Annotated in this window: 18 protein-coding genes and 1 pseudogene; 11 read left to right on the plus strand and 8 right to left on the minus strand. The window is 74.8% G+C overall.

Annotation, left to right across the window (positions count from 1 at the left end; all coding sequences use genetic code 11):
- From KIK08_RS27085 to KIK08_RS27100, 4 genes are all read right to left on the minus strand, one after another.
- Positions 1-404 (minus strand): hypothetical protein (locus tag KIK08_RS27085; RefSeq protein ID WP_214406091.1); only part of this gene is annotated, 404 nt, incomplete at its 3' end.
- 185 nt (positions 405-589) lie between these two features.
- Positions 590-1,345 (minus strand): PIG-L deacetylase family protein, encoded by a 756-nt coding sequence (locus KIK08_RS27090; RefSeq protein ID WP_308257925.1) that lies wholly within the window; start codon positions 1,343-1,345, stop codon positions 590-592.
- 27 nt (positions 1,346-1,372) lie between these two features.
- Positions 1,373-1,690: a hypothetical protein gene (locus KIK08_RS27095; protein WP_214406092.1), complete on the minus strand. Its 318-nt coding sequence runs from the start codon at positions 1,688-1,690 to the stop codon at positions 1,373-1,375.
- 44 nt (positions 1,691-1,734) lie between these two features.
- Positions 1,735-2,037 carry a chorismate mutase gene (locus KIK08_RS27100; RefSeq protein ID WP_408004733.1) on the minus strand — a complete coding sequence of 101 codons (303 nt, stop codon included), beginning with the start codon at positions 2,035-2,037 and terminating at the stop codon, positions 1,735-1,737.
- A gap of 209 nt (positions 2,038-2,246) precedes the next feature.
- Here KIK08_RS27100 and pcrA point away from each other — a divergent pair, with 209 nt between their 5' ends.
- A complete protein-coding gene (pcrA, locus tag KIK08_RS27105; protein ID WP_214406094.1) occupies positions 2,247-4,610 on the plus strand; it encodes a DNA helicase PcrA in 2,364 nt (787 codons plus the stop codon).
- 318 nt (positions 4,611-4,928) lie between these two features.
- On the opposite strand, the gene KIK08_RS27110 is transcribed toward pcrA, so the two are convergent.
- Complete coding sequence (locus KIK08_RS27110; RefSeq protein WP_214406095.1) at positions 4,929-5,894, minus strand: tetratricopeptide repeat protein; 966 nt, start codon at positions 5,892-5,894, stop codon at positions 4,929-4,931.
- 79 nt (positions 5,895-5,973) lie between these two features.
- The gene (locus KIK08_RS27115; RefSeq protein WP_214406096.1) at positions 5,974-6,690 is read right to left on the minus strand and encodes a M23 family metallopeptidase; all 717 of its coding nucleotides are present in this window, start codon (positions 6,688-6,690) and stop codon (positions 5,974-5,976) included.
- 500 nt (positions 6,691-7,190) lie between these two features.
- On the opposite strand from KIK08_RS27115, the gene KIK08_RS27120 reads away from it, so the two are divergent.
- Complete coding sequence (locus KIK08_RS27120) at positions 7,191-8,066, plus strand: ABC transporter ATP-binding protein (RefSeq protein ID WP_214406097.1); 876 nt, start codon at positions 7,191-7,193, stop codon at positions 8,064-8,066.
- Positions 8,063-8,857, plus strand: coding sequence for a hypothetical protein (locus KIK08_RS27125; RefSeq protein ID WP_214406098.1), 795 nt, complete (start codon positions 8,063-8,065; stop codon positions 8,855-8,857). The genes KIK08_RS27120 and KIK08_RS27125 overlap by 4 nt, the downstream gene beginning before the upstream one ends.
- 21 nt (positions 8,858-8,878) lie before the next feature.
- Here the strand turns inward: KIK08_RS27125 and KIK08_RS27130 are convergent, their stop codons facing one another.
- Complete coding sequence (locus tag KIK08_RS27130) at positions 8,879-9,580, minus strand: DUF3558 domain-containing protein (RefSeq protein ID WP_214406099.1); 702 nt, start codon at positions 9,578-9,580, stop codon at positions 8,879-8,881.
- Positions 9,581-9,735: 155 nt separating this feature from the next.
- The gene (locus tag KIK08_RS27135; RefSeq protein ID WP_214406100.1) at positions 9,736-10,707 is read right to left on the minus strand and encodes an esterase/lipase family protein; all 972 of its coding nucleotides are present in this window, start codon (positions 10,705-10,707) and stop codon (positions 9,736-9,738) included.
- A gap of 178 nt (positions 10,708-10,885) precedes the next feature.
- On the opposite strand from KIK08_RS27135, the gene sucC reads away from it, so the two are divergent.
- From sucC to KIK08_RS27175, 8 genes and pseudogenes are all read left to right on the plus strand, one after another.
- Positions 10,886-12,055, plus strand: a complete 1,170-nt coding sequence (gene sucC, locus KIK08_RS27140) for an ADP-forming succinate--CoA ligase subunit beta (protein WP_214406101.1) — start codon at positions 10,886-10,888, stop codon at positions 12,053-12,055.
- Between the two features lie 2 nt (positions 12,056-12,057).
- Complete coding sequence (gene sucD / locus KIK08_RS27145; RefSeq protein ID WP_214406102.1) at positions 12,058-12,942, plus strand: succinate--CoA ligase subunit alpha; 885 nt, start codon at positions 12,058-12,060, stop codon at positions 12,940-12,942.
- A 252-nt stretch (positions 12,943-13,194) separates the two neighbouring features.
- Complete coding sequence (locus KIK08_RS41385; protein WP_214406103.1) at positions 13,195-14,304, plus strand: DUF5336 domain-containing protein; 1,110 nt, start codon at positions 13,195-13,197, stop codon at positions 14,302-14,304.
- 110 nt (positions 14,305-14,414) lie between these two features.
- Positions 14,415-16,214, plus strand: a complete 1,800-nt coding sequence (locus KIK08_RS27155) for a cell division protein PerM (RefSeq protein ID WP_214406104.1) — start codon at positions 14,415-14,417, stop codon at positions 16,212-16,214.
- A gap of 124 nt (positions 16,215-16,338) precedes the next feature.
- Positions 16,339-16,986, plus strand: a complete 648-nt coding sequence (gene purN / locus KIK08_RS27160; RefSeq protein ID WP_214406105.1) for a phosphoribosylglycinamide formyltransferase — start codon at positions 16,339-16,341, stop codon at positions 16,984-16,986.
- A 70-nt stretch (positions 16,987-17,056) separates the two neighbouring features.
- On the plus strand, positions 17,057-18,637 hold the full coding sequence (gene purH / locus KIK08_RS27165; protein ID WP_214406106.1) for a bifunctional phosphoribosylaminoimidazolecarboxamide formyltransferase/IMP cyclohydrolase: 1,581 nt from the start codon (positions 17,057-17,059) through the stop codon (positions 18,635-18,637).
- A 493-nt stretch (positions 18,638-19,130) separates the two neighbouring features.
- Complete coding sequence (locus tag KIK08_RS27170; protein WP_214406107.1) at positions 19,131-19,892, plus strand: ribosomal RNA small subunit methyltransferase A; 762 nt, start codon at positions 19,131-19,133, stop codon at positions 19,890-19,892.
- 365 nt (positions 19,893-20,257) lie between these two features.
- A pseudogene (locus KIK08_RS27175) lies at positions 20,258-20,540 on the plus strand (hypothetical protein); the annotation flags it as partial.

Raw genomic sequence — 20,540 nt, forward strand, 5'->3', positions numbered from 1 at the left:
GGCGTCCGCGGGGCCGGCACCACGCCGGCCGCGGGGGCCACGCCCGCGGAGCGCGGCAGCGGGATGCCGGGCGCGGGGAGGCCGGCCGGCCCGTCCGGGAGCACCGACCCGCCCGGGTAGGTGCCGTAGCTCGGGTCGCCGGCCGAGTCGCGGGTCAGCTGGTCCAGCAGCCCGCCGGGGACCGGCCCGAGCGGCGCCTCGTGCCCGGCGTTCCCCACGGCCACCGCGCCGCCGAGCACCGAACCCGCGGCGACGACGCAGCCGACGGCGATCAGCGTCCGGCGCCAGCGCGCCGCGAACGCGCGCGGGCCGCCCCGCTCTTCCGCGTCGGCCTTCGCGTCCGCGCCCGCGTCCGCCGGGTCGTCCCGCAGGACGTGCCCGTGCCGGCTGAGCAGATCGGCCACCGAGACGGGGCCGTCGGCTCCACCGGTTGACCGTGTCCGAACCACAGTGCATGCCCCCTCGGCCGTGTCGACCGGGGTTGTCTACCGGACCGGAGACCGTCCGGACCAACTTCCGGACGGCCGTTCAGGGGGCTCCACTCGATGTTCGCAGTCGATCTCACTACGCGTGCTGGGCGATCACCCGTTCACTCGATCGTCACGACCTGGAACGCCTCGGCCAGGTGACCCTCGGGCAGGCCGAACCGGCGGCCCACCGCGCCGGCCAGGCCGCTGACCCAGTCGCCTATGTCCGAGCGGTGGGCGGTCTGCGAGACGTGCGCGGCCAGCGCGGCCAGCTTCCGGTCGACGGTCGCGGTGATGTCGACGGCGTGGTCCTGGCGCTCCTCCGGCGCGGCCATCAGCCACATCTCCGGCACCGTCCAGGCGTCCAGGCCCTCGGCGAGCAGCTCGGGGTGCGCGAAGGGGTTGCGCGCGTCCGGGTAGACGGCCGCCACCGTCGCCTCACCCGCCGCCCGGTGGTCGGGGTGCGAGGCGCCCATGCGCCGCCAGAAGATCTCCGGGGAGTGGGTCAGCACGCGCTGCGGGCGGAACCGGCGGATCTGGCGGCTGATGTCGCGGCGCAGTTCGATGCTGGGGACTAGCCGGCCGTCCGGGTAGCCCAGGAAGCTGACGTCGGTCACCCCCAGCACGGCGGCCGCGGCGCGCTGCTCGGCCTCCCGCAGCGGCCCCATCCGTTCGCGCGGGGTGTCGTCGAAGCCGCCCGCGTCGCCCGAGGTGCAGATGCAGTACCCCACCTCGATGCCGGCCGCCGTCCAGGAAGCGACCGTCCCGGCGGCCCCGAAGTCGACGTCGTCGGGATGCGCGACGACGACCAGGGCGCGTTCGACGTCGTCGCGGACGGTGGCCGGGCGGGGCACGGACCCGGCGGCAAGATCACTCACCGGCGCACTCTACGTGCGCGCGGGGCGCTAGGGCTGGTTGCGGAAGTTCTTGCGGGTCGACTCCAGCTGCCGCTGCGCCATCAGGCCGGCACCGCCGCCGACGATCATCCCGAGGATGTCGGGCGCCAGGCCGCCGCTGGTCAGCAGCAGACCGAAGGCCGCGGCGGCCGAGGTGACGCCGGCCACCTTCCAGCGGGCGCCGACGTAGTCGACGGCGTACTGGCCGGACGCGCCGCGCTTGCGGGCCGCGCTGTTGAGCATGGCCAGGTAGCCGACGTGGCCCAGCGCGGCGACCAACCCGACCAGCGCGATGACGAAGGCGATGACCCCGACCACAGCTCCCATGCCCCCAGAGTGCCACGACACCGGCGTGGAGGTGGGCGGACGGCTCAGTGACCGCCCAGGCGCCCGCGGCCCAGCCGCAGCAGCAGCATGCCCAGCGCGCGGCCGTCCGGGCCGAGGTCGCGGAACCGGGCCAGCACGGCCATCTCGCGGTTGTAGACGATCCGCGGCCCGCCGGCCGCCATCCGGGCGCGGCCGATCCGTTGTGAGACCTCGCTGCGGCGTTTGATGAGCTGCAGGATCTCCCGGTCGAGGCGGTCGATCTCCAGCCGCAGCTCCTCGATGACCTCCGGCGGGTCGACCGGGGGCAGCTCGGCGGCGCCGGCTCGGTCGGCGGGGGTGTCGGTCACGGTCACGATCTCCTCCTGGTTGTCGGGTCCAGGCCCGTGACGCGAGAACGCCCCGGGTCCGTCGGACTCCGGGGCGTCGTGGGGGCTGGTCAGCAGGCCACGGGTACCGGTGTCCGGTGCCCGTAGAAAAATCGGTGGCTGATCAGCATCACGCCAGCAGTGTGCCACAGCGCGGGGGCGTCGGGCAGCAGCGGTATCGTTCGAACACAATGAGTGCGCTGTTCGAACTGCCTACCGAGAACGCTCCCGCGCAGCCCCGCACGGAGCGCGGTGCCGCCCTGCTCGAAGGGCTCAACCCGCGCCAGCGGGAGGCGGTGGTGCACGCCGGCTCGCCGCTGCTCATCGTGGCCGGCGCCGGCTCCGGCAAGACCCGGGTGCTCACCCACCGCATCGCCTGGCTGCTGGCCGAGCGCGATGTGCACCCCGGCGAGATCATGTCGATCACCTTCACCAACAAGGCGGCCGCCGAGATGAAGGAGCGGGTCGACGCGCTGGTCGGGCGCCGGTCCGCGGCGATGTGGGTGTCGACGTTCCACTCGATGTGCGTGCGGATCCTGCGCCGCGAGGCCAAGCACCTCGGGGTGCGCAGCGCGTTCTCGGTGTACGACGCCGACGACACCCGCCGTTTGGTGGGGCTGGTCACCCGCGACCTCGAGCTCGACCCCAAGAAGTTCGCCCCGCGCGCGATCGCCGCGCAGATCTCGAACCTCAAGAACGAGCTGGTCGGCCCGGACGACGCGGCCGCCCGCGCCGGCAACGACTACGAGCGCAAGGTCGCCGACGTCTACGGCGTCTACCAGTCCCGGCTGCGCACGGCCAACGCCTTCGACTTCGACGACCTGATCATGGAGACGGTCTCGCTGCTGCAGCGGCTGCCGGCCGTCGCCGAGTACTACCGGCGCCGCTTCCGGCACGTGATGGTCGACGAGTACCAGGACACCAACCACGCCCAGTACGTTCTGGTCCGCGAGCTGGTGGCGCCCGCGGACGAGGGCGTGCCGCCCGCCGAGCTGTGCGTCGTGGGCGACTCGGACCAGTCCATCTACGCCTTCCGCGGCGCCAACATCCGCAACATCGTCGAGTTCGAGCAGGACTTCCCCGCCGCCCGCACCATCCTGCTGGAGCAGAACTACCGCTCCACGCAGACCATCCTGTCCGCGGCCAACCGGGTCATCGCCCGCAACCCGGACCGGCGCGACAAGCGCCTGTGGTCCGACCAGGGCGACGGCGAGAAGGTCGTCGGCTACGTCGCCGACAACGAGCACGACGAGGCCGCGTTCGTCGCCCAGGAGATCGACCGCCTGGTCGACTCGGGCGAGGTCCGCAACTCCGACGTCGCCGTCTTCTACCGCACCAACAGCCAGTCCCGCGTCTTCGAGGACGTGTTCATGCGGGTCGGCCTGCCCTACAAGGTCGTCGGCGGGGTGCGGTTCTACGAGCGCAAGGAGGTCCGCGACGCGCTGGCCTACCTGCGGGTGCTGTCCAACCCGGAGGACACGGTCTCGCTGCGGCGCATCCTCAACGTGCCCAAGCGCGGCATCGGCGAGCGCGCCGAGGAGCTGGTGGCCGCCTACGCCGACCGCGAGCGCATCTCGTTCGCCCAGGGCCTGCGGGTGGCCGCCGAGCGACCCGACCGCATCCCCGGGCTCGTCACGCGCTCGGCCCGCTGCATCGCCGGCTTCGTCGACATCCTCGACGGCCTCACCGAGCTGGCCGAGAAGGGCGAGTCGGCCGCCGAGCTGCTGGAGGCCGCCTACGCCCGCACCGGCTACACCCAGGAGCTGGAGGCCAGCGAGGACCCGCAGGACGCCTCCCGGTTGGACAACCTGGCCGAGCTGGTCACGGTGGCCCGCGAGTTCGCCGGCGACGCCGCCGTCGCCGACCTGGCCGTCGAGCCGGAGTTCCCGGAGGACGCCCCGGAGGTCGACCCGGGCGTCCCCGAGCCCGGCTCGCTGGCCGCGTTCCTGGAGCGCGTCGCCCTGGTCGCCGACGCCGACTCGATCCCGGACAACGACGAGGGCATGGTCACCCTGATGACCCTGCACACGGCGAAGGGCCTGGAGTTCCCCGTCGTGTTCCTCACCGGCTGGGAGGACGGCGTCTTCCCGCACATGCGCGCCATGGGCGACCCGGCCGAGCTCGCCGAGGAGCGCCGACTGGCCTACGTCGGCATCACCCGTGCCGAGCACCGGCTGTACCTGTCCCGGGCGATGATGCGCTCGACGTTCGGCCAGCCCAGCGCCAACCCGGCCTCCCGCTTCCTCGCCGAGGTCCCCGACGAGCTGGTCGAGTGGCGCCGCGCCGAACCCCGGCGCTCCGCCCCGGTCGGCCGCTTCGGCTTCGGCCGCCGGTCGAACGCCCCCGACCGCGGCGACTGGCGCGCCCCCGCCGCGGGTCTCAAGCAGACCCTCACCGTCGAGGTGGGCGATCGGGTCAACCACGACAAGTACGGCCTGGGCACGGTCGTGGCCACCGACGGCATGGGCGTGCGGGCCACCGCGACGATCGACTTCGGCAGCGCCGGGACGGTGCGGCTGATGCTGATCGCCGGGGTCCCGATGCAGAAGCTCTAACCCCCGCACCCCCACCCGTCGAGAACGAAGTTGTCGTGATCAACGAGCCCTGTTGATCACGACAACTTCGTTCTCGACGGAACCCGGCGGTCGGGGATCAGCGTCGGGGGTGGACGAGAGTCACTTTCGTGCGGCGGGGTTGGACGAGAGCCGCGCTCGTGCGGGCGGCCGCAGCGATGGAGGCGTCCTCGCAGGGCTGGCGTGGCCTCGCAGGGCTGGTGGAGGACGTCGCAGCGCTGGCGTGGATGTCGCAGCGCGCCGGCGGGCTGCGAGCCCACACCTGGTGCTGCGAGCACACCCCGGTCGCCCACCGGGTGGTCAGGCGAGTCCGTGCTCGTGGAGGGTGGGCTCCGGGTCCAGGCCCAGGCCCTCCAGCACCGCCCGGACGTCCACGCCCTCCTCCTGCGCCCGCCGCATCCAGTGCGCCGCGCGCTCGGCGTCCTTCTCGATGCCGTCGCCGAGGAGGTGCATGACGAAGAGGTTCTCCATCGCCCGCTCGCTGCCGGCCGCGGCGGCGCGCTTGTAGTGCTCGACGGCCTCGGCGTGCATGCCGGCCTGGGCGGCGAACGCGCCGAGGTTGAACAGGGCGCGGGGGTGGCGGCGGGCGGCGGCTTCGGCGAGCCAGCGGTCGGCGGTGCGGTCGTCGACGTCGACGGCGATCCCGGTGCTGGAGTAGACGTACAGCTCGAACATGGCGTCGGCGTTGCCGGCCGCGGCGGCCCGCTCGTGGTACGGCAGCGACGCGGCGGGGTCGCCGAGGTGGTAGTGCAGCAGGCCGCAGTGGTAGCGCACGGAGCCGTCGGCGTCCTCGTCGACGAGCGGGGCCAGGTGGGCGAGTGCGACGCGCTGGGCTTCCGCGGAGCCGAAGCGGGCGGCGTCGGCGAAGCGCAGGGCCGCGGTGCGGTCGCCGAGGCGGGTGGCCTCGTCGAGGCAGCGCAGGATGGCGCCGACGGGGCGTTCCGGCGGGTCGCCGAAGGCGTAGCGGGAGGGCCAGCCGTCGAACAGGTCGGGCCAGGTGCCGGCGAACTCGGCCCGGTGCGGGCCGACGCAGTCGGCGAGCAGGAGCCACGAGGAGGCGCGGGCGGCCGCCGCGGCGGTGCGCAGGGCGCCGCCCAGCAGGGCCGCGGTGTCCGGGGGGAGGATGCCGGAGCGCAGGTCGCCGCGGACGACCTGGGCGATCAACCGTCTGCCGAGCGTCTCCAGGCGGACCGGGTCGGGTGCCGGGGCGTCCAGCTCGGTGCGCAGCTCGTCGAGCGGTGCCGAGGTGGCGGGCAGTGCGTTCACCCGGTCACGGTAGTTCGGACGATGATCATCGGGGTCGGCCTGGCGGCGATCCGCCATCATGCGGCGGATCGCCGACCGCTCAGGGGTTGATCCCGTGGTCCTGCAGCCAGGGCACCGGGTTGACCTTGGTGCCGTCCGCGTCCCAGACCTCGAAGTGCAGGTGCGGCCCGGTCGAGTGGCCCTTGTTGCCCATCTCGGCGATCTCCTCGCCGGCCTCGACCTCCTGGCCCTCCTCGACGAAGATGCGGTTGACGTGGCCGTAGACGGTCTGCGTGCCGTCGGCGTGGCGCAGCACCACCCACAGCCCGAACCCGCTGGCCGGACCGGCCTCCTCGACGACGCCGCCGGTGAGCGCGAAGATCGGGGTGCCGACCGGGCCGGCGATGTCGATGCCCTGGTGGGAGGTCCCCCAGCGGGCGCCGAAGCCGGAGGTGAACCGGCCCTCGGTGGGGTTGACGTACACCTCGTTGCCGACGAGCGAGGCCTGCTTCGCGCCGTCGGCGCGGGCGGCGTCGAGCAGGGAGGCCTGGCGGGCCAGCTCCTGGCCGATGTCGACGGCCTTGGTGAGGTTCTGCACGTCCAGCTCGGCGGTGCTGTCGAGGGAGCCGAGCGCCAGCGGGTCGAGCGGGAGCTGGTCGCCGCCGATGGCGTTGATCGGGGGTGCTGCGGCCGGCCTGGTCTCGGCGACCGGGAGCAGCGTGCTGGACGCGATCGGTTCGGCCGTCACGGTCGTCAGCGGGGCGGCGAGCGTCTGACCTGCGGCGACGACGCCGCCGGCGGCGACGGCAGCGACCATCGCGCGACCTCGGAAGGCCGCGCCGGGAGGCGCCGGAAGGCGGTGTGCCCCCGGGACCGGCACGACGCGGATGGGCATCGTGCGATCGGGGTCATCCGCCTCGGCGCCGCTGGGGGAGCGGTGGCGCGCCAAGACCTGCCCTTCTCGACATGATCCTTACGACCTTCGTCGCGGTGACCGCGGTGGAGGCTGGGGACTCCGCCGCGTCGATCGGGGGTCGACGCGGACAACCGTGATCGGTCCGTGACTAGGGCTCGTGGAACGTAGCGGGGTCCGCGCGCGTCGGCAAATCCGGGGCCGGTGTGTCGGCGCTCACGCTCCGTCCGGGCGCCCCGGCGACCGCGGCCGGTGGGGCGCCCCGGAGCCGGAGCGGCGGGTGGCCCCGGATGAATGCGGCGGCTCCGTCCGAACCTTTTCGAAGGAATTCGAAATGTCCGGGCGAGCGATCGCGTGGGAGCGGCCGCGAACACCCGGAAACGCCGCGCGGTTACGATCCGGCGGTGCTCAGCGTCCGCGGACTGACGAAGAACTATTCCGGGCGGCTGGTCGTCGATTCCGTGTCGTTCGACCTCCGACCGGGAACGGTGACGGCGTTCCTCGGGCCGAACGGGGCCGGGAAGTCGACCACCCTGCGCATGATCACCGGGCTGACCCCGCCGAGCGGCGGGGGCAGCTGGATCGCCGGGCGCCCGTTCCGCGACTGGCCCAACCCCGGGCACGTCGCCGGGGTCCTGCTGGACGCCTCGGCGGTGCACCCGGGCCGCTCCGGCCTGGCCCACCTGCGCAACGCCGCCGCCCTGATGGGGGTGCCGGCCGACCGCGCCCGCCAACTGCTCGCCCAGCTCGGGTTGGCCGACGCGGCCGGCAGGAAGGTGGGCGGGTACAGCCTGGGCATGCGCCAGCGGCTGGGCCTCGCCCACGCCCTGCTGGCCGACCCGCCGCTGCTGATGCTCGACGAGCCGATCAACGGCCTGGACCCGGTCGGCATCCGGGCGGTGCGCGAGCTGCTGCGCGGGCACGCCGGCCGCGGCGGCACCGTCCTGCTGTCCAGCCACGTGCTGTCCGAGGTCGACCAGACCGCGGACCGGATCGTGATGATCGGCGGCGGCCGGGTGGTGGCCGACGGGCCGATCCGCGAGCTGCTCGCCTCCCACCGCTCGCTCGTCCGCGGCCCGGACATGGGGGCGATCGCGAACGCGCTCATGCGCGCGGGCGTGCGCGTCCAGCCGGGGCCCGACGGCCAGATCCTGGCCGACGCGCCCAGCGACCGGGTCTCCGACGTCGTCTACGCCGCCGGCGTGCGGGTGCACGGGATCAGCGACCACCAGCAGGACCTCGAGGAGCTGTTCTTCCGGCTGGCGGGGGACCCGCGGTGAGCGCGCCCGCGCGGTACGCGCCGACGGCCGGGCCGTGGGACCGGGCGTCGCGGCGGATCCCGTTCCCGGTGCTGGTGCGGGTCGAGCTGCGCAAGCTGACCGGCACGCTGTCCGACCGGATCCTGCTGGCGTTCGCCCCGGTGGTGCTGGTCGGGGTCACGGTGCTGGTGCACATCGGCTCCGACGACGCGGACGAGTACGCCGCGGCGGCCGCCCAGATCAACCCGACCTACTACGGGGTGCGGGTCGGGCACGTGCTGCTGCACGCGGTGCTGATCAAGCTCATCGCCGGGGAGTGGCAGCACCGCAGCGCGCAGCCGACGCTGCTCGCCCAGCCGTCGCGGCCGCGGTACTTCCTGGCCCAGGCGGCGGTGGTGGGCCTGCTCTGGCTGGTCGCCGCCGGCCTGCAGATCGCCACGTCGTTCCTGGTCGCGCCGGGTGCGGTGGCCGCGACCGGGGCCACCTACCTGCTGGGGTACCGGCCGGGCTGGGTGGTCGCGGTGTGCCTGCTCGGCTCGCTGCTGACCGTGCTGGTGGCGCTGACCGTGGCCATGCTGCTGCCCAACGCCGCCGGGGCGCTGGCGGTCTACTTCGTGGCGGTCCCGGTGATGCTCACCCTCGGAGGGCTGGCCCCGGCCGTGTTCGTCTGGCTGGACCCGGTGACCGCGGCCGCCACGTTGGCCACGCGGTCGGCGGTGAGCGGGCCGGGGCCGGTGGCGGTGTCGCTGCTGCTGTGGGCCGGGCTGCTCGGGCTGGCGGTGCAGCGGGTGCTCCGCCGCGACGTGGCCTGAGCGGACCGCCCGCGAACCCGGTCAGGGTGCGCCGAGCGAGCCGCCACCCGGGTCGATGGCGGCCAGCAGCGGCACGGCCATCCGCTCGACGACCGGGCAGTTCTCCGCCATGAACCGGTCGGTCCCCTCCCGGTCGGTGACGTAGGCGGTGACCGCGGGGTTGAGCTCGCCGTAGCTGAGGCCGTGCGCCTCGGGCAGCACGCCGCGGAACAGCAGGGCGACCGGCGAGCCGGTGTCCACCCGCAGGTAGCAGCCCGGCAGGCCGCCCAGGAAGTCGATGGTCTCGACCGCGTAGTACCGCTCGTCGATCAGCAGCCGCCGGTGGTAGGTGGTCCCCTCCAGCCGGGCGTTCCAGGCCAGCGGGAAGTACCGCGGCTCGGACGGGTTGGGCGGGGGCTCGGGCAGGATCCAGAGCTCGTCGAGGGTGTCGCTGCCGACCTGGATGGAGCAGCCGGGCGGTGAGCCCACCCCGGGCAGGTCCACGGCGCCCCTGCCCTCGACCGCGGCCACCACCTCCGGGGTGATCTGGGAGCAGTCCGCGGCGAACGGGAACTCGCGGTCGGTGGAGAGCAGGTCGTCGTAGGCGATGGCGTCCGGTGGCAGCCGCGGCGCCGGGGTCGCCGGGTCCGGCCCCGGCGGTGTCGAGCAGCCCGCCAGCAGGACGGTCAGCGCGACGGCCGCGCCGACCCGGGTACGCCGATCGCGAGAAACGGGGAGAAGCACCGGCGGAGCGTAGCCGACGCCATTCCGGTGGATTCCGCCGTCGGACTCGGTGGCGTTGTCGGTCGTGGTATCCCGCCGACTCGCGGCCGCCATTTCCGGGGGCCGGTGGAAGCGGAAGGGAAGCGGAATGGAAGTGGCTTGTGCCCGGCGCGCGATCAGGAAGCCGGGGACGCTCCGCGTTCGAGATCGTCCGGCCGGTCCGCGCCGCGGCGCCGGTCCCGGCGCAGCGGGTGGCGCCGCACCTCTGACCGACCCATCTGCGTGACGACCCAGTGCATGGTCCGCGCGTCGATCGGGAGCGCGAGGTGACCGACGTCACGCAACCCCAGCTCCTCGACCCGGAGATCGGGGTGCGCGAGCCGGGCGTTGCGCTGCGGCACGACCATCTGGTCCATCCGGCTCCACACCACCAGGAACCGGGTGGGGCAGTCCGGCGACGGCGCGGCCAGCTCGGCCATCAGCTCCGAACCCGGCCGCAGCTGGCGGCCGAGCGCGGTGGGCAGCAGGTGGGCGGCCATCGTGCCGGCGTGCGGGCTGCCCAGCGTGACCACCGTGTCCACGTGCGCCGAGCCACCCATCCGCTGCACGTAGTAGCGCGCGATGACCCCGCCGAGGGAGTGGCCGACCAGGTGCAGCCGGTCCGCGCCGGTCCGCTCCAGCAGGCGCTCGACGTGGCGGCCCAGCTCGCCGGCCGCCGTGCGGACGTCGCCGGTGAGCAGGCTGTAGTTCATGGCGTGCACGGCGCCGAAGCCGCGCCGGCGCAGGGTGCGGCGGAACACGGTGAACACCGAGCGGTTGTCCATGATCCCGTGCACCAGCAGGATCGGGGTGCCCGCGGCGGCCAGGTCGGAGACGATGAGGCCGCGCCGCGCGGGTGGCAGCGGGTCGGTGCGGTAGGTGGTGGGCTCGGCCGGCTCCTCGTGCCACAGCCCCGCCGGGTAGACGGCCGCGTGCGCCGCCAGCCACGCGCACTCGACGGCCAGCCCCCGCAACCCGGACGGGGCGGCGAACGTGCGCGCCGCGTAGGCCCCGGCCCGACCCAGCCCCCGGGCCAGCGCCCGCACGGAACCCGCCGCCGCGGTGACGCCGTCGACCACCGCGCCGGCCCCCGTTCCGCCCGGAGCCATGGTTCGGACGGTAGGTGATGGGGACCACCTGCGCCGGACGGCAATTGCACCGCGTCGCGACCTGGGGTGACTGCCGTCACCAGGGCAGGTCAGGGACGGTTTCCGTAGCGTCGCTAGGGTCGCCGGAGCAGCCGATCCGCGGGCGTCGAGGCCGCGGGCACAGCGAGTGGGAGAGCCAGTGGACCTCTACGAGTACCAGGCGAAGGATCTCTTCGCCGCGCACGGAGTCCCGGTCCTGCCGGGTCGCACGGTGGAGACGGCCGATGATGCGGCCGCCGCCGCGGCCGAGATCGGCGGGGCTGTCGTCGTCAAGGCCCAGGTCAAGACCGGCGGGCGCGGCAAGGCGGGCGGCGTGAAGCTCGCCCGGACCGCCGACGAGGCCAAGGACAAGGCCGGCGCCATCCTCGGGATGGACATCAAGGGCCACACAGTGCACCGCGTCCTGGTCACGCAGGCCAGCGACATCGAAGAGGAGTACTACTTCTCCTTCCTGCTCGACCGCTCCAACCGCACCTTCCTGGCCATGTGCTCGGCCGAGGGCGGCATGGAGATCGAGCAGCTGGCCGTCGAGCGGCCCGACGCGCTGGCCCGCATCCCGGTCGACGCGATCACCGGTGTCGACCGCGCCAAGGCCGCCGAGATCGTGGCCGCCGGCAAGATCCCGGCGCCGGTCGCCGACCAGGCCGCCGACGTGATCGTCAAGCTGTGGGAGACCTTCGTCGCGGAGGACGCCACCCTGGTCGAGGTCAACCCGCTGGTGCGCGACCCGCAGGACAACGTCATCGCGCTCGACGGCAAGGTCACCCTCGACGAGAACGCCGGGTTCCGCCACCCCGACCACGCCGCGCTGGTCGACGAGCGCACCGAGAACCCGCTCGAGGCCAAGGCCAAGGCCAAGAACCTCAACTACGTCAAGCTCGACGACGGCCAGGTCGGCATCATCGGCAACGGCGCGGGCCTGGTCATGAGCACGCTGGACGTGGTGGCCTACGCCGGCGAGAAGCACGGCGGGGTCAAGCCGGCCAACTTCCTCGACATCGGCGGCGGCGCCTCGGCGCAGGTCATGGCCGACGGCCTGGACGTCATCCTGGGCGACCCGGACGTCAAGAGCGTGTTCGTCAACGTCTTCGGCGGCATCACCGCCTGCGACGCGGTCGCCACCGGCATCGTCGAGGCGCTGAAGATCCTCGGTGCCAGCGCGACCAAGCCGCTGGTCGTCCGGCTGGACGGCAACAACGTCCTGGAGGGCCGCAAGATCCTCGACGACGCCAACCACCCGCTGGTCACGCAGGTGGACACCATGGACAACGCGGCCGACAAGGCTGCCCAGCTCGCGGCGGGTGCCTGATCATGTCGATCTTCCTCAACGAGAACAGCAAGGTCATCGTCCAGGGCATCACCGGCGGTGAGGGCACCAAGCACAGCACCAAGATGCTGGCCGCCGGCACCAACATCGTGGGCGGCGTGAACGCCCGCAAGGCCGGCACCACGGTCACCATCGGCGGGAAGGACCTCTCGGTCTTCGGCACCGTCGAGGAGGCCATCAAGGAGACCGGCGCCGACGTCAGCGTCGTCTTCGTGCCGCCGAAGTTCGCCAAGGACGCGGTGATCGAGGCGATCGACTCCGGCATCGGGCTGGCCGTCGTCATCACCGAGGGCATCCCCGTGCACGACTCGGCCTACTTCTGGGCGCACGCCTGCGCCAAGGGCAACGCCACCCGGATCATCGGCCCGAACTGCCCGGGCATCATCAGCCCCGGCAAGTCCAACGCCGGCATCATCCCGGCCGACATCGCCGGCCCCGGCCGCATCGGCCTGGTGTCCAAGTCCGGCACGCTGACCTACCAGATGATGTACGAGCTGCGCGAGATCGGCTTCTCCACCGCCATCGGCATCGGTGGCGACCCGGTCATCGGCACCACGCACATCGACGCGCTGGAGGCCTTCCAGGCCGACCCGGAGACCGAGGCCATCGTGATGATCGGCGAGATCGGCGGCGACGCCGAGGAGCGCGCCGCCGACTTCATCAAGGCCAACGTCACCAAGCCGGTCGTCGGCTATGTGGCCGGGTTCACCGCGCCGGAGGGCAAGACGATGGGCCACGCGGGTGCCATCGTCAGCGGCTCCGCCGGCACCGCCCAGGCCAAGAAGGAGGCCCTGGAAGCGGCCGGGGTCAAGGTCGGCAAGACCCCGAGCGAGACCGCGGCCCTGATGCGCGAGCTGCTCGCGGGCTGAGTCACCGCGCGACCACGCAGAGCCACGTCAGCTGCCCGCAAACGGCGCTGACGTGGCTCTTCGGCGTCACGGGATGACGCGGGCGGCCGTCGCCGATCGGATGGGCTAGCGTCGGAGGGGCCGGTCTGCTCCGGAAGCGGGAGCCGGCGGGTACGGCCGACGGACGAGGCGATGCGAGGGAGTGCGATGACTCACGGACCGGGCGGTCCGCCCTCTTTCGGGCCGCCGCACCAGCCGCAACCACCCGGCCCGATGGGGCCGCCCCACCAGCCCGGCCCGCCCGGCCAACCCGCGCCGCGCCCGGCCCGGCCGGCCGGCGACGGGCCCACCGGCACCGCCCGGCTGCTGGCACTCGGGGCCGCGGGCGCCGCCGTGCTCGTCTACCTGCTGGGCTTCTTCACCGACGACAGCGGCCTGCTGGGCGCACTCGCCTTCGCGCCGCTGCTCGTCGGCGGCGGCCTGCTGGCCGGCGCCTCGGTGCTGCCCAAGGCCGGTCGCGTGCTGCTGCCGGGCGCGGTCATCGCGCTCACCGGCGCGCTGCTGCTCCTGCAGTTGGTCGCCTCCGGCAACGCCCCCGGCATCATCATCGTCATGCTGATCGTCGGCCTCCTCGAAGCGGGCGCCGCGATCGTCGCGTACCTGATGGACGCCGGCGTCGTCTCCGCCCCGGCCGGCGTCCCGCGCCAACGCCAGCAGCCGCCCGGCTACGGTCCGCCGCCCGGCTACCCGCCCCAGGGCTACGGCGCCCCGCCCGGCGGCTACGGCCCGCCGTCGTCGCCGGCCATGCCGTCCGCGTTCGGCGCCACCCCGCCCCCGTCGCAGGGCGGCTGGGGCCAGGGCCCCGGGCCGCTCTCCGGCGCGCACGAGGTCGGCGCCCGCCCGACGCCCGACGTCGACCGCACCGAGCCGCGCGAGGACACCTCCGCCACCTCGGCCACGACGGCCATCCCGATCGTCTCCGGCGACCGCGGCGCCCGCCCGGCCGACGAGACCAACTTCTTCGACGACGGCGGCGCGTTCAGCAAGGCCCAGCGGCCCTCGCCGGAGCCGTCCGAGGAGACGACCCGCTCCGCCACGGCCGCCATGCCGGCGGTCGGCTCCGACCGGTCCGTGGACGGCCCCACCGACCGCGGCCCCTCCGACCGCGGCTACTCCGACGAGACCAGCGCCTTCGGCGAGGGCGGCATGTTCGCCGAGTCCACCCCGCGGCCGATGACGCCCGAGCCCGGCGACGAGGGCGGCGGGGGGCGGCACGGGCAGCCCGTCGACGGGGAGCGCAACGAGCGCAGCACCAACGGTGTCCCGCCGAACGAGCAGACCTGGTTCATGCCGCCGGGCGACCGGCCCAACCCCAACAGCTAGCGGCCGTCGTCCGGGGCCGTACGACGCCCGGGGCTGTACGTGTGGGGGACTCTGCCGGGTGACCGGCGTGCCTGCGGGGCCCCGGGCCGCGGCGCTGCGACCCTGAACGGGTGACCCGCACCCTGACCGACAGCGGTCCGACCGGGCAGCCGGACGAGGCAGCCGACGGCACGCCCGTCGAGGAGGGGCCCGCGCCCGCCGGCGGTTTCGACCGGTTGCGCCTGCTGCTCGCCGTCGCGATGGGGACGGTGCTGGTCAGCTACGCGATGCTGGTCCCCTCCGCCGCGGCCGTGGTGCTGACCGCCGGCGGGGGGATGTCGCTGGACGGGGCCTTCGGGTCGGCGATCCCGCTGTGGCTGGCGGCGCACCACATCCCGCTGGCCCTGGAAGGGCGGCCGATCGGGGTCCTGCCGCTGCTGCCGACGGTCGTCGTCGTGCTGGTGGCCGCGTTCGGGGCCGGGTGGGCGGTGCGCAGGCTGGGCGGGCGGCCGCGCACCGACGGCGGTGCCGTGGTCGCGGTGACGGCGGGCGCGCACGCCGCGGTCGCCGTCCTCGGCAGCGCGCTGCTGCCGGCGACCGCGGAGATCGTGGTGGCACCGTGGGCGGCGATGGTCGGTGGTGGGCTCGTGGCCGGCGTCGGCGCGGGCATCGGGGTGGTGCGCCGCTGCGGGGTGCCGGCCGACTGGCACACGCGCGCGCCCGGCTGGCTGCGCCACGCGCTCGTCGGGGCCGGGCTCGCGGTCAGCGGGCTGATCACGGTGGGCGGGCTGGTGCTCGCGCTGGGGGTGGTGCTGCGCTCCGGGGTGGTCACCGCCTCCTTCGCCGCGCTGGCCCCGGACGGCGGCTCGGCCGTCGGGGTCGCGCTGCTCGCGCTCGCCTACGTGCCGAACGCGGTGATCGCGGCGACGGGCTGGGCGCTCGGGCCGGGCGTCGCGGTCGGGACGGCGACGGCGTCGCCGTTCGTCACGGCCCCGGGCGAGCCGGCCGGCTTCCCGCTGCTCGCCGTGCTGCCCGACAGTTCGCCCGTGTGGGCGGTGGCGGTGCTGGTCCTGCCGGTGGCGGTGGGTGTCCTCACGGGCGTGCGCTGCATGCGCGCGGCCCCGGTCGACCGGCTACCGGCGACCGTGGGCGCGACGGTGGTCGCGGCGGCGTCGATGGCCGGGCTCGCGGCCCTGGCCGGCGGGCGGCTGGCCGCCGGGCCCTACGACCCCGTCGACGTCCCGCCGGGGCCGGTCGCGGCCGCGGTGCTGCTGTGGGTCGGGGTGCCGGCGCTGGTGGTGTTCCTGGTCCGCGGCGGTCCGGGGGCCGAGCCGGTCGAGGTCGTCGAGGATCCCACCGGCGACGACGAACCGCCCGCGGACGAGCACCCGTCGCGCCGCGGGGCCGCGGCCCAGGACGACCGACCGGTCGACGAGGGCGCCGACGACCCGGACGAGCGCGTGTCGGATCCGGATGGGCGCCCGTCCGGATCCGACGAGCCGGACGAGGCCCCGTCGAGCCCGGTCCCGGAGGACCACCCCTCGCGCTCGGGCCGACCGGTCGGTGAACGGCCGAGCCGAGCCGAGCGCGCGTCGCGGACGGACCGGGGCGGGCGGTCGGCGGGCCGGGAGCGGCGGGTCCGCAGCCTGCGTGCGGTCACCGAGCAGGGCACCCGCACACCGCAGGAGGAGCGGGCCGCGCGTGCGGCCCAGCGTGCGGCGCGCGCGGCCCGGCGGGCCAAGGCCGCCGAGGCACCTTCCGAGACGCCCTCGACCCCGCCGCCCCCGACTCCACCCTCGACGGAGGAGCGGCCCGAGCCGGCCGCGCGGCCGCGCACGGTCGCCGAGCTGGTCGCCCAGCGGGCCGAGCAGGCCCGGCGCGCGGCGGATCCGGCGCCGGAGGCCGACGGGGAGACGGGCAGCCGGGAGTAGGAGCGCGACCGCCACCGGTTACGCCGATCGAGTGTGGTGAGGCCGGCAGCGGTGCGACGCCGACCACCCACGGGCACCGCCTAGGCTGGACGCGTCACCGCGCCCACCGTCGAGGAGCCCCCGCTTGGCCGCCCAGCCCGACCGCCCCTACCGGGTCGACCTCCCCGACCCCGCGCGGGTGGTGGTGCTGGTCTCGGGCTCCGGGACGCTGCTGCAGGCGCTGCTGGACGCCGCCGCCGAGCCGGACTTCCCGGCGCAGGTGGTCGCCGTCGGGGCCGACCGGCCCGGCATCGAGGGCCTGGCGCGGGCCGAGCGGGCCGGCGTGCCCACGTTCGCCGTCCGCGTCGCCGACCACGCCGACCGGGCCGGGTGGGACGAGGCGATCGCCGAGGCGGTCGCCGGGCACCGGCCCGATCTGGTGGTCAGCGCCGGCTTCATGAAGATCCTCGGGGCCGGCTTCCTGGCCGCCGTCGGCTGCCCGATGATCAACACCCACCCGGCGCTGCTGCCGGCGTTCCCGGGCATGCGCCCCGTCGCCGACGCGCTCGCGCACGGCGTGAAGATCACCGGCGCCACCGTGCACCTGGTCGACGACGGCGTGGACACCGGGCCCGTACTGGCCCAGAGCGCCGTCGCCGTCGAGCCCGGGGACACCGTCGAGCGGCTGCACGAACGCATCAAGATCGAGGAGCGACGGCTGCTGGTCGGCACCGTCGCCGCGCTGGCCCGGCACGGGGCCACCGTGACCGGACGAGAGGTACGAATCCCGTGAGCGAGCTTGCGAGCGAACCGTCAACACAGTGCGTTCGCGCAGCGTCGACCGAGCGCAGCGAGGGAGTGCGATGAGCGAGCTTGCGAGCGAACCATCGGCGCAGCGTGAGCGCCGTCCCGTGCGCCGGGCCCTGATCAGCGTCTACGACAAGGCGGGCGTGGTCGAGCTGGCCGCCGAGCTGCACGCGCTCGGCGTCGAGATCGTCTCGACCGGCTCGACCGCCGCCCGCATCGCCGACGCCGCAGTGCCCGTCACCCCGGTGGAGGCCATCACCGGCTTCCCCGAGTGCCTCGACGGGCGGGTCAAGACACTGCACCCGGGCGTGCACGCCGGCCTGCTCGCCGACACCCGCCGCCCCGAGCACCTCACCCAGCTGACCGAGCTCGGCATCGCGCCGTTCGAGCTGCTGGTGTCCAACCTGTACCCGTTCACCCGGACCGTGGCCTCCGGGGCGAGCCCCGACGAGTGCGTCGAGCAGATCGACATCGGCGGTCCGGCGATGGTCCGGGCCGCGGCGAAGAACCACGCGAGCGTCGCCGTCGTCGTCGACCCGGCCCGCTACGGGTGGGTCGTCGAGCAGGTCAAGAACGGCGGGTTCGACCTGCCCGCGCGGCAGTCGCTGGCCGCGTCCGCGTTCCGGCACACCGCCACCTACGACGTCGCCGTCGCCTCCTGGCTGGGCAACGCCGTCGCCCCCGACGGCGACCCGTTCCCCGGCTGGATCGGCGCCACCTGGGACCGCGCCGCCGCGCTGCGCTACGGCGAGAACCCGCACCAGCCGGCCGCGCTCTACGTCTCCGGCGCCCCCGGCGTCGCCGCCGCCGAGCAGCTGCACGGCAAGGAGATGTCCTACAACAACTACGTCGACGCCGACGCGGCCTGGCGCGCCGCGCACGACCACGACGGCGCCTGCGTGGCGATCATCAAGCACGCCAACCCGTGCGGCATCGCCGTCGGTGCCGACATCGCCGAGGCCCACCGCAAGGCCCACGCCACCGACCCGCTCAGCGCCTTCGGCGGCGTCATCGCGACCAACACCGAGGTCAGCGTGGCCATGGCCGAGCAGGTCGCGGAGATCTTCACCGAGGTCGTGCTCGCCCCCGGCTACGCCGACGGCGCGCTGGAGGTCCTCGCCCGCAAGAAGAACGTGCGCGTCCTGCGGCTGGCCGCCGACGTGCCCCGACGGGGAGCCGAGCTGCGCCCGGTCAGTGGCGGGCTGCTGCTGCAGCACCGCGACGCCGTCGACGCCCCCGGCGACGACCCGTCCACCTGGACCCTCGCCACCGGCGACCCGGTTCCCGACGACGTCCTCGCCGACCTCGCCTTCGCCTGGCGGGCCTGCCGCTCGGTCAAGTCGAACGCGATCCTGCTGGCCGCCGACGGCGCCGCCGTCGGAGTGGGGATGGGGCAGGTCAACCGGGTCGACGCGGCCCGACTGGCGGTGTCGCGGGCCGGCGACCGGGCGCGCGGCTCGGTGGCCGCCTCGGACGCCTACTTCCCGTTCCCCGACGGCCTGGAGGTGCTCCTCGAAGCCGGGGTGCGGGCGGTCGTGCAGCCCGGCGGTTCGGTGCGCGACGAACTGGTCACCGAGGCCGCCGCCAAGGCCGGTGTCGCGCTGTACCACACCGGCACCCGCCACTTCGCCCACTGACCCGCGCCGCGGGCAGCCCGCCGGCCCCGCGCCCACCGCCCCGCGAGGCTGAGTCGACCGCCCTAGCGCGGCGTTCAGCCCACCGCTCCGCAGGCATCCGGCTCCACTGCACGCCGCGTCCAGCCCGCCGCCCCGTGGCGTCCAGCTCACCCCCGGGTCAGGAAAGCCACGTTGCTGGCCTCAGACGTCAGCAACGTGGCTTTCCTGACGTTCGGGTGGGGGCGCCTGGGCGGTGGCGTTTGGCGTAATGGGATGGGGCTGGGAGGCGCGGGGCGGGGCGACGGCGGAAAACCGGTCGACGGCGGGGATACCGTGATCGCATGGCTTCGATAAGGCTGCGCCGCGCTCACCGGACGTCGCGCCGCTGATCGCCCGCCGGTCCCCCCGTGACCGGCCCGTTCGCACCCCGCTCGCCGCACGTCACGTGCGCCGGGGGTCTTCGCGCGCCGTCCGACCGGATAACCGTCCGATCGACGCGAAGCGCGGGTCACGCATGCCATCGTCCTTCTCCGGCCGCCGTCACGAGCTGGGCCAGAACCACCTGATCGATCGCGGTGTCGCCGCCCGCATCGTCGACCTCGTGCCGCCCGGTGCGGTCCTCGAGCTCGGCGCGGGCGACGGCGCCCTCACCCGGCTGCTGGCCGGCCGGCCGTGGCCGGTCACCGCCGTCGAGCTCGACCCGGCCAGGGTCGGGTCGCTGCGCCGCGGGCTCGGCCACGGCGTCCGCGTGGTGCACGCAGACATGCTGCGGTTCCCGCTGGCCGGCGACCACCACGTCGTGTCCAACGTGCCGTTCGGCATCACCACGGCGCTGCTGCGCAGGCTGCTGTCGCAGCCGTCGTGGGCGACGGCCGTGCTCCTGCTGCAGTGGGAGGTCGCCCGCAAGCGGGCCGCGGTGGGCGGCACGACCCTGCTGACGGCCAGCTGGTGGCCGTGGTTCGGGTTCGAGCTGGCCGGGCGGGTGCCCGCGGCGGCGTTCCGGCCGCGGCCGGCCGTCGACGGCGGGTTGCTGGTGGTGCGCAGGCGGGCCGCCCCGCTGGTCGATCCCGGCCAGCGGGGTGCCTACCAGCGGCTGGTGCGCACGGCGTTCGCCGGCGACCGGCTGCTCCCGGCGTTGCGCCGGATGCCCGGGGCCGCCCGGTGGGCGGCGGTGGAGCGGGTGCCGCGCTCGGTGCGCCCGCGCGACCTGCCGGCCGAGGCGTGGGCGTCGCTGCACCGCGCGGTCACCGACGCCCGCGCCGCGCGCTCGTGCTGAGCGAACCGCCGGGAAGCCCCGCGCACACCCGGTGCTCTCCGCGCCCGCCCGTGGTCTCGCGCACCCCCGGTGCTCTCCGCGCCCGCCCGGTGGTCTCGCGCACACCCGGTGCCCTTCGACCGCCACAGCCCGGTTGGCCCGTCCCCAGCAGCGGCCCTAGGCGCACCTCGCAGCCCGGGGTGTGTTCTCGCAGTGCGCCGGCGGGCTGCGAGAACACTCCTGACGCTGCGCGGACGCCACCACCTCTGCGAGCACCCTGCGGGGGGCCTGCGCTCGACGGCGACGGGCGCGCACCGCTAGAATCGAACATCAGTTCGAGTCGCCGACTTCCCCCGGCGTGCACGGTGCCAGGGGAGGGGTGTGTCGTGGCCGAGGCTGCGGTGGCCGGCGCGGGAGTGGGGGAGGACCGGGCGAGCCGACTGGAGCGGGCCAGAGGGCTGCTGCGCGGCCTGGAGGACCGCTCGACCGGGCCGGTCGGCCCGGTCGGGGCCGCGGGTGGAGACGGCGCCGTCCTCCCGGTCCTCGGGCCGCTGGCCGGGCTGCTGCCGGCCGGCGGGCTGCGCCGCGGCACGGCGGTGGCGGTGGCGGGTGGCCCGGCGTCGAGCTCGCTGCTGCTGGCCCTGCTGGCCGCGGTCTCCGCGCGCGGGG

This window comes from Pseudonocardia lacus, assembly GCF_018531445.1.
Taxonomy (GTDB): Bacteria; Actinomycetota; Actinomycetes; order Mycobacteriales; family Pseudonocardiaceae; genus Pseudonocardia; species Pseudonocardia lacus.

Excerpts from the sequence above, each read along its gene's own strand:
- KIK08_RS27095 (WP_214406092.1), bottom strand. The coding sequence starts at position 1,690 with ATGGGAGCTGTGGTCGGGGTCATCGCCTTCGTCATCGCGCTGGTCGGG.
- KIK08_RS27135 (WP_214406100.1), bottom strand. The coding sequence starts at position 10,707 with ATGGCTCCGGGCGGAACGGGGGCCGGCGCGGTGGTCGACGGCGTCACC.
- KIK08_RS41385 (WP_214406103.1), top strand. The coding sequence starts at position 13,195 with ATGGGGCCGCCCCACCAGCCCGGCCCGCCCGGCCAACCCGCGCCGCGC.
- purH (WP_214406106.1), top strand. The coding sequence starts at position 17,057 with ATGAGCGAGCTTGCGAGCGAACCATCGGCGCAGCGTGAGCGCCGTCCC.
- sucD (WP_214406102.1), top strand. The coding sequence starts at position 12,058 with ATGTCGATCTTCCTCAACGAGAACAGCAAGGTCATCGTCCAGGGCATC.
- KIK08_RS27115 (WP_214406096.1), bottom strand. The coding sequence starts at position 6,690 with ATGGTCGCTGCCGTCGCCGCCGGCGGCGTCGTCGCCGCAGGTCAGACG.
- KIK08_RS27170 (WP_214406107.1), top strand. The coding sequence starts at position 19,131 with ATGCCATCGTCCTTCTCCGGCCGCCGTCACGAGCTGGGCCAGAACCAC.
- pcrA (WP_214406094.1), top strand. The coding sequence starts at position 2,247 with ATGAGTGCGCTGTTCGAACTGCCTACCGAGAACGCTCCCGCGCAGCCC.